Source organism: Bacillus cereus group sp. TH152-1LC (assembly GCF_027710505.1).
GTDB lineage: Bacteria > Bacillota > Bacilli > Bacillales > Bacillaceae_G > Bacillus_A > Bacillus_A mobilis.
The window spans coordinates 117,633-131,577 of the sequence record NZ_JAQFNK010000017.1; the positions used below are offsets into that span (position 1 = coordinate 117,633).

The window sequence follows — 13,945 nt, forward strand, 5'->3', positions numbered from 1 at the left end:
TTCAAAAAGGAGCTACATAACATGGATAAAAAAGATTTATTAAGTCAACAACTTAATCATGTGTCATTAGATGCGCTGAATACTCCTAGTAAGGCCCAAGAGCAAATGCAAGAATCATCTCAACAGGCACAGGTTTCAAACAAAAAGGACAGTACTGAATCTTTACATGTTGAGGATTTACCAATTTCAGATGTATATAAAACAACGAACAAATAATAAATTTTAAAGGGAAAAAACTTAAGAATAAGTAAACGTAATTTTTCCCTTTTCCTATTTTAAATAACACTTTTATATATAACCCGTACACATTATTAACATATTCACTATCAGAATTCCTGTTTCCCAAGGGATATCTCCAATTTTTCACTTTTCTCTCCACTAAATTTTTATTCTTAACAAAATTCAATTACTCCATTGAATAGACATATGTAATAATACTAGTATCATTTTTCTACTCCAAATATACTTCTTCCCTCTTCTCTTTTTATAAAAATAAAAATGAGCTCTATTTAAATAGAGCTCATTCCTAATTTTATAATTTACTAGACTGTAACCCCTGAATAAACGGAACTACTTCAGGATTTACAAGTGATGATAAATCCCCTAATTCTTTTCCTAAGTAAGCAGCTTTAATGACGCGTCGCATTACTTTAGAATTACGTGTTTTCGGTAAATCTTCTACAACGTGAATATCTTTTGGACATAATGCTTTTCCAATATGAGAGTTTACTAAACTCATTAATTCTTTCTTTAACTCTCCTGTGAATGTTACATTGTCCCTTAGTACTACAAAACAATGACAAACTTCACCTTTTACATCATCAGGTACACCAATCGCAGCAGCTTCTATGACATCATTATGCTTCACAAGAATAGATTCATATTCAGCCGGACCAATACGTTTTCCAGCAATGTTTAACGTATCATCTGAGCGTCCTGTAATAATATATTGCTCACCATCATAAATCACCCAGTCACCGTGAACCCATTTATTTTCAAATCTTGACCAATATGTGTTCACATAACGCTCATCGTCTTCCCAGAAACTTTTCGTCATACCAACCCAAGGTTTTTCTAAACATAATTCTCCAACTTCATCACGAATTGGATTACCTTGATCGTCTAGCACAACCGCTGCCATTCCTGGTAAACAGGCATTAAAACTAATCGGTGCAATTGGTTTAATAAGGACGTTTCCGAAAATCCCACCAGAAATTTCAGTTCCGCCTGAATAGTTACAAATTGGTACATTATTTTTTCCAACTGTTTCAAATAGCCACATCCAAGGATCTGGATTCCAAGGTTCACCTGTTGATGCGAATACTTCTAAACTCTTGAGCGAATGTTTATTCACATATTCATCACCTTTTGCCATTAACGCACGAATTAATGTTGGTGATATACCGAGATGTGTAATTTCATATTTATCAACTGTCTCCCATAAACGATCTGCCTCTGGGAAATCAGGAACACCTTCGTACATTACCATCGTTGCTCCATTAATAAGAGAGCCGAATAGTAAAAATGGTCCCATCATCCAGCCCATATCAGTTACCCATAATACACGGTCTCCTTGTTTGATATTCATTCCAAACCCTGCATCAAAAGCTGCTTTTAAAGGAAAACCAGCATGTGTATGTACTGTTCCTTTCGGTTTCCCAGTTGTTCCAGAAGTATATATAAGCATCAATGGGTCATCACTATGCATTTCTTCAGCATGTACAAATGGCTTTTCTTTTTCTAACGTACTCCACGAGAAATCATAATTATGCGGTGTATAGTCATTTCCTGCATGACGCACAATAACAACTTTTTCAACAGTTGGACAATGTTCACAAGCTTTATCTACTTCGTCTTTTAATGAAACAACTTTACCTCGGCGTGAAAAACCATCTGCAGTTATGATCATCTTCGATCCTGCCGCTTGTACACGTGTCATGACTGCATCAGACGCAAATCCTGAGAATATTGGTGAAATAATTGCACCGATTTTCATAACAGCTAGCATCGCAACAACTGTTTCTGGAATCATTGGCATATAAATTGTTACACGGTCGCCCTTTTCAATACCAGCATGTTTCAAACCGTTTGCAACACGGCTTACCCAATTATCAAGTTCTTCATATGTAAATGATTTTGAAGTTCCATTTTCTCCCTCGTACTGGAGTGCTAGTTGTGTTCTTGTTTCATCATCTGCAAGCCAGCGTGATAAAACTGATTCTACAACGTTACATGTTCCGCCATTATACCACTGTGCAAACGGCGTACCATTCTCTAGGTCTAGCACGTCTGTATAAGGTTTCATCCATTGATAGCCTACCGCTTTCTCAGCTTCTCTCCAAAACCAAGCTGTTTCTTCGATTGACTTATTATAAAACGTTTCATAATCTTCATATCCCAATGATTTCATCCAACCATATAAACGCGTTTTTTCTTTATACTCTTCTGTTGGAAACCAAACTGCTTGTTTCAATGTTTTCCCCTCCTTGACTTTTTGAGCAAGAAAGCCCTAAATAGGGCTTTTAAACTGGATAAACAGGGTGTTTACGATCCGTAAATACTTGATATTTACTCATATACATTTCGAATCGTCCTTTTAACTCTTCTCTTAAATTGTTTGGATGAACAATACCATCAATGACCATCTCTGATGCTAAATGGTAAATGTCAATATCTTTCTTATACTCTTCTCGTTTTTCAGCAATGAAGCTATCACGCTCTTCTTCTGGTAAAGCTGCAATCTTATTTGCATATACAGCATTAACCGCTGCCTCTGGACCCATTACCGCAATAGAAGCTGTCGGTAATGCTAGGCAGCAATCTGGTTCAAAAGCTGGACCTGCCATTGCATATAAACCGGCACCGTATGCTTTACGAACAACGATAGAAATTTTCGGTACAGTTGCTTCACTCATTGCAGAGATCATTTTTGCACCGTGGCGAATAATACCAGCACGCTCTACTTTTGTACCAATCATAAATCCAGGTACATCTGCAAGGAATAATAATGGAATATGATATGCATCGCATAAATTAATAAACTTCGCTGCTTTATCAGCTGAATCGTGGAATAATACGCCGCCTTTCATACGCGGTTGATTTGCAATAATACCAACTGACTTACCATCAATACGTGCTAAGCCTGTAATGAGTTCTTGTGCAAATAATTTTTTCACTTCATAGAAAGAACCTTCATCAATAATTCTGTTAATGAGGTCTTTCATATTGAACGGAGCATTTTGATTTTCTGGAATGATTTGTTCTAACGTTTTATCGAATTGTTTCGGTTCTTGAGGTGTAACCAATGGAGTCTTTTCTAAGTAGTTGTTTGGAAAATATGAAATGTATTGTCTTGCTTGCGTAATCGCATCTTCTTCTGTTTTACACAAAACATCTCCGCATCCTGATACAGAGCAATGCATACGAGCTCCGCCCATCTCTTCTAAAGTTACCTTCTCACCGATAACCATTTCAGCCATACGAGGAGATCCTAAATACATAGATGCGTTCCCTTCTACCATCATTACAACGTCACAAAAGGCTGGAATATATGCACCACCAGCTGCAGAAGGCCCAAATAATAAGCATACTTGAGGAACTTTACCTGACAATTTCACTTGATTATAGAAGATTCTTCCTGCACCGCGGCGCCCTGGGAACATTTCTACTTGATCTGTAATACGCGCTCCAGCAGAGTCAACTAAATAAAATAACGGAACACGTAATTTTTCTGCCGTTTCTTGAATACGTAAAATCTTTTCAACTGTACGTGCGCCCCATGATCCTGCTTTTACAGTTGAATCATTTGCCATCACGCATGCCGTACGACCATGTATTTTACCCGTTGCTGTTATAACACCATCAGCAGGTAATCCTGTTTGTTCACAATTTGCAAATAATGCATCTTCTACATATTCACCATTATCAAATAAAAGAGCTAAGCGATCTCGAACGAATAGTTTTCCTTTTGCTTTATTTTGTTCATGATATTTTGGTGCGCCGCCTTGTTTAATCGTTTCAACTCGTTCTTCAAATGTATTCGATTGTTGTTTTTGGTCTAACATATTTACTCCCCCTTATACATTGGTGTGCGTTTTTCCTTGAATGCTTGTAATCCTTCTAATCTATCTTTCGTATGGATTACACCTTCATACGCTTGTTTTTCCATTTGTAATCCGGTATGTAAATCAACTTGAATACCGTTTGAAATTGCTTCTTTTGCTAATCGAACAGCAATTGGACCATTACTAGCAATTTTCTCTGCTATTTCAATCGCTTTTTCTTCAAGTAAATGAGCTGATACAACAAATTCTACTAGACCATATTCTTTCGCTTCTTGCGCTGAAATACGTCTGCCTGTATAAATTAATTCTTTCGCTCTGCCAACACCAATTAATCTTGGCAAACGCTGCGTACCACCTGCTCCTGGTATAATTGCAAGTGTAGTTTCAGTAAGACCAAGACTTGCAGTGTCTGAAGCAATTCTAAAATCACAAGCTAAACTTAATTCCGTACCACCACCAAGTGCGATTCCGTTTATAGCAGCAATAACTGGCTGTGGTAATTGTTCAATCATTTCCATAGTAGTGCGAATCATACTAACAGCATGGCGAACTTGTTCTTCATTCATACCAGCACGTTCTTTTAAATCAGCTCCGGCACAAAATGCTTTTTCACCAGCACCCGTTAGAATAACTACACGAGTATTTGACTCTTCACTTATTTGAGTTAATATGTTTTGTAATTCTTCTAATAACGCTAAAGATAAAGAGTTTGCTTGTCTTTCACGATATAATGAAATCTTTACAACGTTAGGTGTTACATAATCAACTGAAATGTTTTGTAATTGTAGCATCTTCTCACCTACTTATCGTTTTATGTTGAAGCGCTCTATACACATGACTCGGTAATTGGATATTTAATTTACTTTGAATAAATTGACTCGCTCTCAATAACTTCTCTTCATCAATATTCGTTTGGACACCTAACTTATGGAGCATATGTACTAAGTCATCGGTTGCAACATTTCCTGATGCTCCTGGTGCATATGGACATCCACCAAGACCACCACAAGAACTATCAAATGTTGTAATACCATATTCCAATGACTTAACTACATTCGCCAGAGCCATTCCGTACGTATTATGGAAGTGCATGGCAAACTGCGAAGCATCATATTTCTTTAATAAATGTTCTAAAACTCGCTCTACTTGTAACGGATTCGCTACACCGATCGTGTCACCAAGAGACACTTCATAAATGCCATATGAGAATAGTTTATTACATAATTCGTCAACTGCTTCGACACCTATGTCCCCTTCATAAGGACAACCAAACACTGTAGAAACATAGCCTCTTACCTTTTTACCTTCGAACGTTGCCTGCTTCGTTATATCTTCAATGACAACTAATGCTTCTTTAATTGATTTATTAATATTATTTTTATTATGAGATTCACTTGCTGATAAAAAAACATTCACCTCATCTACATTTTGCAAAAAAGCTCGTTCCAAACCATTTTGATTTGGAACAAGCGCTGCATATGTAACATTTGGATCCCTTTTCAGCTCAGAAAACACATCATTTGCATCTGCTAATGCAGGAACCCATTTAGGGTGAACGAATGAGGAAACTTCAACATACGATAATCCCGCCTCTGTAAGTAATTGAATCCATTTTACTTTATCTTTTGTGCCAACAATCTTTTTTTCATTTTGTAAGCCATCACGTGGCCCGACTTCTTTAATGACAGCAAAATTAGGTAGTTTCAATTCGCTTCCCCCTATATCTCCCTATTCAATTTCTAGTAATACATCTCCTTCATTTACAAAGTCGCCTTCTTGCACATTAATTTTCATAACTGTGCCAGCTTCTTCTGAAATGATTGGAATTTCCATTTTCATAGATTCCAAAATGACGACATCCTGCTCTTCCTCTACTGTATCTCCTACTCCTACAACAATCTTCCATACATTTCCTGCCATCGATGCATATACTTTCGTCATCATTTTTTCCCCCTTAATATTGTTAAACCTTATTTTTTAACAAGTTGTTTCGTTACAAAACCCGTTGTATAAATACCACTTTTGAACACATCATCTTCCAATACTTGAATTAGCATTGGCGTATTCGTTTTAATACCTTCTACTTTTAATTCTTCTAGAGCATCATGTAATTTAGAAATTGCTTCTTCACGAGTTTCACCATGAGCGATGACTTTCGCAATCATTGGATCATAGAAAGGTGTAATCGTTACTTGATTCTCTAAAAAGTGATCAATACGAACATTCGTTGGCAGCGTTAAATTTGTAATTTTCCCAGGTGATGGGAAGAAAGTTTTCGGATCTTCTGCATAAATACGTGCCTCGATGGCATGACCACTACGTTTTACATCATCTTGTGTAAACGATAATTTCTCACCACAAGCAATTAGAAGTTGTTGTTCTACAAGATCTAAACCAGTAATTTCTTCTGTAACTGGATGCTCTACTTGTAATCTCGTATTCATCTCTAAGAAATAGAAATTTTTTTGATCATCAACTAAAAACTCAACTGTACCAGCATTTGTATATCCAAGAGCTTTGGCAGCTTGTACAGCGACTTCACCCATCGCTTTTCGTGTACCTTCATCTAAAAATGGTGAAGGTGCTTCTTCAATCACTTTCTGATTTCGGCGTTGTACTGAACATTCACGCTCCCATAAATACACTGTGTTACCATGTGTATCTGCTAAAAGCTGAATTTCAATATGGTGTGCATCTGCAATATAGCGCTCTAAATACATTTCTCCGTTACCGAAGAAATTTTGCGCTCTTGTTTTGTTACTTTCAAATGCTTTGGTGAGCGTTTGCTCAGTTTCCATCAACTGCATTCCAATGCCTCCGCCACCTGCGGATGCCTTCAGCATTAATGGATAACCAATTTGTTTTGCAATTTCAATTGCTTCTTCAGCAGTTTCAATATTTGTAGTAATACCTGGAACTACTGGGACATCTGCAGCTTGCATTGCAATACGAGATTCGATTTTACTTCCCATCTTCGTAATGATTTCTTCTGATGGACCGATAAATACAATCCCTTCTTCTCTACAGCGAACCGGAAAAGACGGATTCTCTGATAATAATCCATATCCCGGATGGATTGCTTCAGCATTTGTCTTCTTAGCTATTTCAATAATTTTTTCAAGGTTTAAATAGCTTTCTTGGACACGCGGCCCACCTACTAAGTAGGCTTCATTTGCCATTTTTACATGAAGGGCGTTTTCATCAGCCTCAGAATAAATAGCAACAGTGCGAATGCCCAGTTTTTGACAAGTTTTCATAATACGAACTGCGATTTCCCCGCGATTAGCAATTAATATTTTTTGAAACATAGTGATTCCTCCCTTTTATCTACATCCTAAATGTCTAGCAATTACGAGACGTTGAATTTCAGAAGTTCCTTCACCAATTTCTAATAATTTTGCATCACGAATATGTCGTTCCACTTCATATTCACGCATATAGCCATATCCACCATGAATTTGTACTGCATGATTTGCAATACGGCTTGCTGCTTCAGATGCGAAAAGTTTTGCCATAGCCGCTTCTTTACCGAAAGGTTTATCGTTATCTTTTAACCAAGCTGCTTTATGTACTAAATTACGCGCTAGCTCTACTTCAGTCGCCATATCAGCTAATTTAAATTGAATCGCTTGGAAATTAGAGATTGATTTGCCGAATTGCTGACGTTCTTTCGCATATTGCAGTGCACGTTCAAATGCAGATTGTGCAATTCCTACTGCTAATGCTGCGATTGAAATACGTCCTCCATCAAGTGTATATAAGAATTGTTTAAATCCTTTATTTACATCACCAAGAATATTTTCTTTCGGTACACGTACACCATCAAGTACGATTTCACATGTATTAGAAGCACGAACACCCATTTTATCGTAAGGACTTGTGATCGTTAATCCTTCACTTGTAGTCGGTACAATAAATGCCGAAATGCGTTTTCTACCATTGTCTTCAACGCCGTTGACAGCGGTTACAATAATTGTATTTGCATACTCTGCATTTGTAATCCAACACTTTTCACCACTAATAACATATTCATCACCATCTAATACAGCTTTCGTTTGTGTACCACCTGCATCAGATCCAGCGTTTGGCTCAGTTAATCCGAAAGCACCTAACGTTTTACCTGACGCCATTGGAACTAAATATTTCTGTTTTTGTTCTTCTGTACCGAAATAATAAATTGGAGAAGCACCTAATGAAATTGTTGCAGCGTAACTTAGTCCTGTACCACCACAAGCACGACCAATTTCTTCAACTGCTAACGCGTACGATACAGTATCGCCACCTGAACCTCCATACTCTTCAGGGAATGGGATGCCTAATAATCCTAGTTCGCCCATTTTTTGAAATGTTTCATATGGAAATTCCGCAGTTTTGTCATAATACACAGCTTTCGGTGCGATTTCCTTTTCAGCAAAGTCACGTACCATTTCCTTAATCATTTGTTTTTCGCGAGTTAGAGTAAATTCCATTCCGCTACACACCCCTTATCGAATATTGAGTTTCGACAGCGTGCGAGTTTCTACTACAAACATTACGAATTAAAAGACACGAATATTAGTTAGACAATTGCTATAATTCTGTCATAACTTAATTTTAAAACAGATTCTGTACCAATGCACAAAAAAATTCCTACATTGTTCTACAACAACATAGGAAGTTTCGTGTCGAATTATGTAATTTATTGTTTAATAATCTCTACCTTTCCCCGAATCAGAAATTTCTACTAATGCTTCAGGGTATGGTTCAAAATATGTTTGTCTTAATAAATACTTATCGTCAAATCGAATGGCCCATGATTTTAAAATTGTAAGTAAGCTGCTAAGCGGGACTTTCTTTTCTATATACTTTTGTATCAAATCTAAAAAATGATCTTTTTCTTGTTTTTTCAACTTTGTTTTAAAATATCCAAAAATATGCTCACATACATTTACATTCGATGTATAGCGGGGGGTGCGCATAAATAATTCATATAAAGTCTTCTCATACTTATCAAATACAACTTCAATCGTTTCATTTTTTTGATTTGCAATAATACGCCCTAATTCTTTTTGTTTCACTTGATTATATGCCATAAATAAATACTTATAGTCTGATTGAAATGATACGAGTTCTTTTATGTTTTTAGTATGTTTAATCATTTTGTAATGCGCGATAGTAAACAGTCTTGTAAAGAAATGTTCTCTTATAATAAAATTCGACAATCTCCCCTCTTCTTCAATTGGAAGATGCGAAAATTTTTTTATTACTGCTCCGCCAAATAAGCCAGATCCCTTTCCTTTTACTGGCGCTTTTTCAAAACCAGAATAAATTTTCACATCGCGCGTACCACAACTTGGCGAACGATTCTTTAAAATAAAACCATCTACATCAGGTATCGTTTGTAAAAAGTCTTTTGAAAATTGCTCCATTTTTTCAGTTACATCTGCCCGCGTCGACGGCTGCACAAGCTTATTCACACCATTTTCTTCTACAATTCGTATCGTTTCACGAGGAGTGCCCAACCCGATCTCGACTTCTGGACAAACAGGTATAAATGTAACAAATGGCTGCAAATTTCGTATTGTTACATCTGGAATTATCTCGCCATTATAACGACATGCATCAAATTCTAAACATTTACTTACAACAATTTTCGGCTTAGCAAATTGGCGCATCACATTACCTCCGTGGGGTTAATCCGTACAATATAAATTGAATCGTGTTTTCAATTTCCAATTCATCATCCCATTTTTCTTCAGGCAATAATAAAAAACGTGTTAATAGTAATCCTAATACAGCTGATAAAGTTAGACGTAATACAGAAGATGGAGGCATTTCAATAACTTCCCCTTTTTCTTGAAACTTTACAATCAACTTTTTAAAATGTGAAAGTAACTCTGTTTCTACTAAATGTTGTATTTCATTTTTCAATTCTGGCTGAAATGGCACTTCTTGAATTAATATTTTTATCATTGGAAAGTACTTTTTTGCAAATTCAAAGCGATTATGAATAACAACTCTTAGTAGCCCTTCATACGATTCATATTCCGATTTAAATATTTCCTTTGCGAAGGCTTGTACGAAAAATGGTGCAGCAAATTTTGTTAATGTCGGCATGACGACCGCTAACAATAAATCCTTTTTCGTTTTATAGTAGCGGAAGATTGTTCCTTCCGCTACACCAGCACGCTTTGCAATTTCACTAGTTGATGTTGAAGCATATCCTTTTTCACCAAACATATCAACAGCCGCCTCTAATATACGCATTTGACGTTCATTTCGTTTATCCGTATTTGTTGCGGCTATTAATTCTTCTAACCAATCCTTCTTCATTTATAATGCCCCTTTGTATCATCATTATATTTTCCGATGTTTTTTTAATGCAAATACATTTCCTATTGCAAATAACAGAGAAAAAAGTAGTAATACAGTAAGATCTAATGCAATTTCTGTAAATCCTTGATTTCGAATCATCACTTGTCTCATTGCGTCAGCTCCATATGTGAGCGGAAATAGCTTCCCTAACATTTGGAGCCACTTATTCATAGATTCAATTGGAAATAAACCAGAAAAGAAAATTTGTGGCACAATAACAAGCGGTATAAACTGGATCATTTGAAATTCGTTATTTGCGTATGCCGATAAAAACGTCCCTAAAGTTAATGCTGTTAAAGAAAGCATACATGTAATAAGTAGCGCTAGCCATATGGAGCCAGCTACATATAAATCTAAAATATAAACTGAAAAACTTACGATTATAACGGATTGTATAAATGCAAAGATTCCAAAACCAACAATATATCCTACAACTATTTCCCATCTTCTTACCGGAGTTGATAATAATCTTTCTAGAGTACCACTTAAACGTTCTCTTACGAAAGACACTCCAGATAAAATGAATACAAAGAAAAATGTAAAGAAACCGATTAATACAGGACCGAGCCCATCAAACATTGTAAAATCTTTAGAACCATGTAAATAATTCACTTCAGGTTTCATAATCGATACATCGTTCTTCTCTGTACTCTTTTGTAAAACTTGAAGTACAGCACGATTTTTTGATGAATCACTTCCTTCTAATACAATATGCATTTTTCCACTTTCTAAATGAATGACTGCATCTATCTTTTGTTTTTCCAACTCAGACATTGCCTTTTCTTTACTATATTCATAAATTGTCGCTTCCTGATTTTCCATCACTTTTACTACCTGAGCTGGCATATCAACAACTGCAATATGCGGTACATAGTCTTTTTGTGTAAATACTAGCGACAATAACCAAAGTAATAACATAGGTGCTCCAAACATCATGGCTAACGAACGCTTATCTCGAAAAAATTGGCGAATAATACGAATAATTACACCAGTAACTCTCATGATAGGGCCACCTCTTCCAACAAAAAGACATCTTCAATCCGTCTCGAAGATACCCGCTTTTTCAATTCTTCAGGCGTTCCAGTCGCAACTAGCTTTCCTTCTCTAATCAAGCCTAGACGCTCACAAAACTCAGCTTCATCCATAATATGCGTTGTTACAATAATGGTAGTGCCTTGCTTTTTAAGATCATAAAATTTTTCCCAGATTGTTTTTCTAAGAAGTGGATCTATCCCCACTGTTGGCTCATCTAAAATTAATATTTCAGGTTCATGAATGAGTGCTATCGCTAATGATAAACGTTTCTTCATCCCGCCTGAAAAATGCTGTACTTGCTTTTTCATATGCTGTGATAATTGTACAAGGTCAAAAACCTCTTCAATTCTTTCTTTTTTATGCTTTCCCTTTAATCCATACATCGTTGCAATAAAATCTGCATTTTCATATGCTGATAGTTCTTCATATAACGCATCAGCCTGAGCCATATAACCAATTTTTTTCATTTCATTTAAATTAGGCATGTTCGTGTTGTAAACAAACACTTCACCTTCTGTTGCCTCATTAATACCTGCAATCATTTTAATAAGAGTCGTTTTCCCTGAACCAGAAGGCCCAACTAAACCAAATATCTCTGCTTTTTCAACTTGCAACGAAAGATTGTGTAACACTTCTTTTTTCCCAAAACTTTTTGACACAGTTCGCAAAATAATGGAAGGTTGCTGCACGTTTTATTCCCCCTTTTCTAAAAATGAGTGAGTACTCACTTTTATTTTACTCTTGCGTAATTATATGTCAAACTTCATTGATTAGTATGTATTTTCAATCTTAAACAATGAAACAGAGTCGACATTAGAATATCATTTCTTAAAGTCGACTCTGTTTCATTTACATTATATATTTTACTTTACGTTTTTAAATTCATATACTTTCTAATTCTAGCAACATCTAAAGAATATTCGATAACTAACTGCTGTAACGGTAAAATAACTGTGTCAGGATATAAATGTGCATATTGTAATGTTTCTGCATATTTTTCTAACCTTTTCTCTAAATACTTTATAATTTGATCAGGATGACTAACTAATAAACATTTACAATAATAATGTATTTGTTCCTCAATCGCCGTATATTCTTCAATCTCATATTCTTTATGCATGTGTACACCCCTTTAAGTTTTTTACGTGAATTACTTATCACAATTATCACTCGACAAATTTTAAGTTTTTTGATTATTTACACTATAACAAACTCTTCGGGTCAAATTTTGTTACTTTATGTAACGTAGAAAATTTTTAACAAAATTGTAATGTAAACTTGTATAAAGTGAAACTTTAGTCAGTGGGGGTTTTCTTCATCCCCCACTGATTATTAGTTGAACCAATCAGGCTTTTATGGGCAGTTGATCCCCATCTAACTTCTTTGCTTTCGCTGAATTTTGAGGTGGGGGTCTTACTGCCCATTAAAGCGGGATAAATTACATTTGGCTTATTTTTTCTGTACAAAAAATCGTACAGTTCAATTTAACTGTACGACCACAAGTTCCGGCCTATTAAAAACTCTTTGCGGAATGATACTATTTCCTAATCCTCTACTCACTACCATAGACGTATTGTGTTTTTCATATAAACCGGCTGTATATGTAGGCAATAGTCCTTGATTCAGAGCGACTAATTTGCTAATAAAACTATATCTATTTGCTCATCAGCATAATTCTGAAAAAATTCAGGTCTATAGAATAAATCATCTATTTCTCCTATTTTAATATACTATCTAAATGTGGTGCTCCTATATATAGATATACTCCTATGTAATCCCACTTTTTCTTATCGGATAAATTAATGGAAATTATTTCCTTATGCATCACGATTACATATTATATATGGAAGTTCTTCTTTTTTCCATGCAAGAAATCCTCCCTTTAAATTCACTACTTCCTTTATACCAGCTCTTTGTAAAATACTAGCTGCTATAGCGGAACGCAATCCGGTTCGACATTGTAAAACTATTTGGCAATCTTTTGGTATACAATCTAACTGCTTAGATAGGTTTCCTAAAGGGATGTGTACTGCATCATGAAGGTGTCCTTCCTCCCACTCTTTTTCACTTCGTACATCGATAACCTTAATTTTCCCATCTTTTATATGCGGATATAATTCAATTGATGTTTTTTCTTTGTAATTTTCAAATCTATCAAGTCTTTGTATTACTTGTAAGGGTACAAAAGCAATAATATTATCTAGCCCAATAGATTCAAAGTCTCTAATAACTTCCTCCACTCTAACCTTTTCCTCATCTAGAATGATTAAAGTTTCTGTTTTATAATCTAGTAACCACCCACACCAAGTTGTAAAAGAATTGTTATAAGGTATGTTAATTGATTTCTCAATGTGACCAGAAGCAAAACTCTCTACATCTCTTATATCAACTATTTGCTGAACGCTCCTCATAACTTCGTTGGGTAAGAATCCAGTGCCTTGCCTAATTGCTTAGGTAGGTTCCCAAGTCCTCCCCACCGAACCGTACGTACC

13 protein-coding genes and 2 pseudogenes are annotated in these 13,945 nt (G+C 35.8%); 1 reads left to right on the forward strand and 14 read right to left on the reverse strand.

Going from position 1 to position 13,945, the window contains the following annotated elements; genetic code table 11:
• Nucleotides 1-21: 21 nt before the first annotated feature.
• Nucleotides 22-216 (forward strand): hypothetical protein, encoded by a 195-nt coding sequence (locus tag PDL00_RS26610; protein ID WP_242256770.1) that lies wholly within the window; start codon nucleotides 22-24, stop codon nucleotides 214-216.
• 316 nt (nucleotides 217-532) lie between these two features.
• On the opposite strand, the gene PDL00_RS26615 is transcribed toward PDL00_RS26610, so the two are convergent.
• The 14 genes and pseudogenes from PDL00_RS26615 to PDL00_RS26680 form a co-directional block, all read right to left on the reverse strand.
• Nucleotides 533-2,473: an AMP-binding protein gene (locus tag PDL00_RS26615; RefSeq protein ID WP_270732319.1), complete on the reverse strand. Its 1,941-nt coding sequence runs from the start codon at nucleotides 2,471-2,473 to the stop codon at nucleotides 533-535.
• Between the two features lie 49 nt (nucleotides 2,474-2,522).
• Nucleotides 2,523-4,064: an acyl-CoA carboxylase subunit beta gene (locus tag PDL00_RS26620; RefSeq protein WP_242256774.1), complete on the reverse strand. Its 1,542-nt coding sequence runs from the start codon at nucleotides 4,062-4,064 to the stop codon at nucleotides 2,523-2,525.
• A gap of 2 nt (nucleotides 4,065-4,066) precedes the next feature.
• On the reverse strand, nucleotides 4,067-4,855 hold the full coding sequence (locus PDL00_RS26625) for an enoyl-CoA hydratase (RefSeq protein ID WP_242256776.1): 789 nt from the start codon (nucleotides 4,853-4,855) through the stop codon (nucleotides 4,067-4,069).
• 4 nt (nucleotides 4,856-4,859) lie between these two features.
• A complete protein-coding gene (gene mvaB, locus PDL00_RS26630; protein ID WP_242256779.1) occupies nucleotides 4,860-5,771 on the reverse strand; it encodes a hydroxymethylglutaryl-CoA lyase in 912 nt (303 codons plus the stop codon).
• Between the two features lie 21 nt (nucleotides 5,772-5,792).
• The gene (locus tag PDL00_RS26635) at nucleotides 5,793-6,008 is read right to left on the reverse strand and encodes an acetyl-CoA carboxylase biotin carboxyl carrier protein subunit (RefSeq protein WP_001987345.1); all 216 of its coding nucleotides are present in this window, start codon (nucleotides 6,006-6,008) and stop codon (nucleotides 5,793-5,795) included.
• 26 nt (nucleotides 6,009-6,034) lie between these two features.
• Nucleotides 6,035-7,372, reverse strand: coding sequence for an acetyl-CoA carboxylase biotin carboxylase subunit (locus PDL00_RS26640; RefSeq protein ID WP_061680409.1), 1,338 nt, complete (start codon nucleotides 7,370-7,372; stop codon nucleotides 6,035-6,037).
• 15 nt (nucleotides 7,373-7,387) lie between these two features.
• A complete protein-coding gene (locus PDL00_RS26645; RefSeq protein ID WP_097819218.1) occupies nucleotides 7,388-8,533 on the reverse strand; it encodes an acyl-CoA dehydrogenase in 1,146 nt (381 codons plus the stop codon).
• 216 nt (nucleotides 8,534-8,749) lie between these two features.
• Complete coding sequence (locus tag PDL00_RS26650; protein ID WP_242256781.1) at nucleotides 8,750-9,718, reverse strand: YbgA family protein; 969 nt, start codon at nucleotides 9,716-9,718, stop codon at nucleotides 8,750-8,752.
• A gap of 4 nt (nucleotides 9,719-9,722) precedes the next feature.
• Nucleotides 9,723-10,376 (reverse strand): TetR/AcrR family transcriptional regulator, encoded by a 654-nt coding sequence (locus tag PDL00_RS26655; protein ID WP_270732326.1) that lies wholly within the window; start codon nucleotides 10,374-10,376, stop codon nucleotides 9,723-9,725.
• 24 nt (nucleotides 10,377-10,400) lie between these two features.
• Nucleotides 10,401-11,420: an ABC transporter permease gene (locus PDL00_RS26660; RefSeq protein ID WP_270732328.1), complete on the reverse strand. Its 1,020-nt coding sequence runs from the start codon at nucleotides 11,418-11,420 to the stop codon at nucleotides 10,401-10,403.
• Entirely contained in the window at nucleotides 11,417-12,142 is a 726-nt protein-coding gene (locus PDL00_RS26665; RefSeq protein ID WP_097819222.1) for an ABC transporter ATP-binding protein, read from the reverse strand. The genes PDL00_RS26660 and PDL00_RS26665 overlap by 4 nt, the downstream gene beginning before the upstream one ends.
• Before the next feature lie 179 nt (nucleotides 12,143-12,321).
• The gene (locus PDL00_RS26670) at nucleotides 12,322-12,573 is read right to left on the reverse strand and encodes a hypothetical protein (RefSeq protein ID WP_000548621.1); all 252 of its coding nucleotides are present in this window, start codon (nucleotides 12,571-12,573) and stop codon (nucleotides 12,322-12,324) included.
• Nucleotides 12,574-12,932: 359 nt separating this feature from the next.
• Nucleotides 12,933-13,156: pseudogene (locus tag PDL00_RS26675) on the reverse strand (metallophosphoesterase); the annotation flags it as partial.
• A 114-nt stretch (nucleotides 13,157-13,270) separates the two neighbouring features.
• Nucleotides 13,271-13,870 (reverse strand): annotated as a pseudogene (locus PDL00_RS26680) (rhodanese-like domain-containing protein); the annotation flags it as partial.
• Nucleotides 13,871-13,945 lie beyond the last annotated feature (75 nt).

Excerpts from the sequence above, each read along its gene's own strand:
- PDL00_RS26610 (WP_242256770.1), top strand. The coding sequence starts at position 22 with ATGGATAAAAAAGATTTATTAAGTCAACAACTTAATCATGTGTCATTA.
- PDL00_RS26620 (WP_242256774.1), bottom strand. The coding sequence starts at position 4,064 with ATGTTAGACCAAAAACAACAATCGAATACATTTGAAGAACGAGTTGAA.
- PDL00_RS26625 (WP_242256776.1), bottom strand. The coding sequence starts at position 4,855 with ATGCTACAATTACAAAACATTTCAGTTGATTATGTAACACCTAACGTT.
- PDL00_RS26635 (WP_001987345.1), bottom strand. The coding sequence starts at position 6,008 with ATGATGACGAAAGTATATGCATCGATGGCAGGAAATGTATGGAAGATT.
- PDL00_RS26640 (WP_061680409.1), bottom strand. The coding sequence starts at position 7,372 with ATGTTTCAAAAAATATTAATTGCTAATCGCGGGGAAATCGCAGTTCGT.
- PDL00_RS26645 (WP_097819218.1), bottom strand. The coding sequence starts at position 8,533 with ATGGAATTTACTCTAACTCGCGAAAAACAAATGATTAAGGAAATGGTA.
- PDL00_RS26650 (WP_242256781.1), bottom strand. The coding sequence starts at position 9,718 with ATGCGCCAATTTGCTAAGCCGAAAATTGTTGTAAGTAAATGTTTAGAA.
- PDL00_RS26655 (WP_270732326.1), bottom strand. The coding sequence starts at position 10,376 with ATGAAGAAGGATTGGTTAGAAGAATTAATAGCCGCAACAAATACGGAT.
- PDL00_RS26660 (WP_270732328.1), bottom strand. The coding sequence starts at position 11,420 with ATGAGAGTTACTGGTGTAATTATTCGTATTATTCGCCAATTTTTTCGA.
- PDL00_RS26670 (WP_000548621.1), bottom strand. The coding sequence starts at position 12,573 with ATGCATAAAGAATATGAGATTGAAGAATATACGGCGATTGAGGAACAA.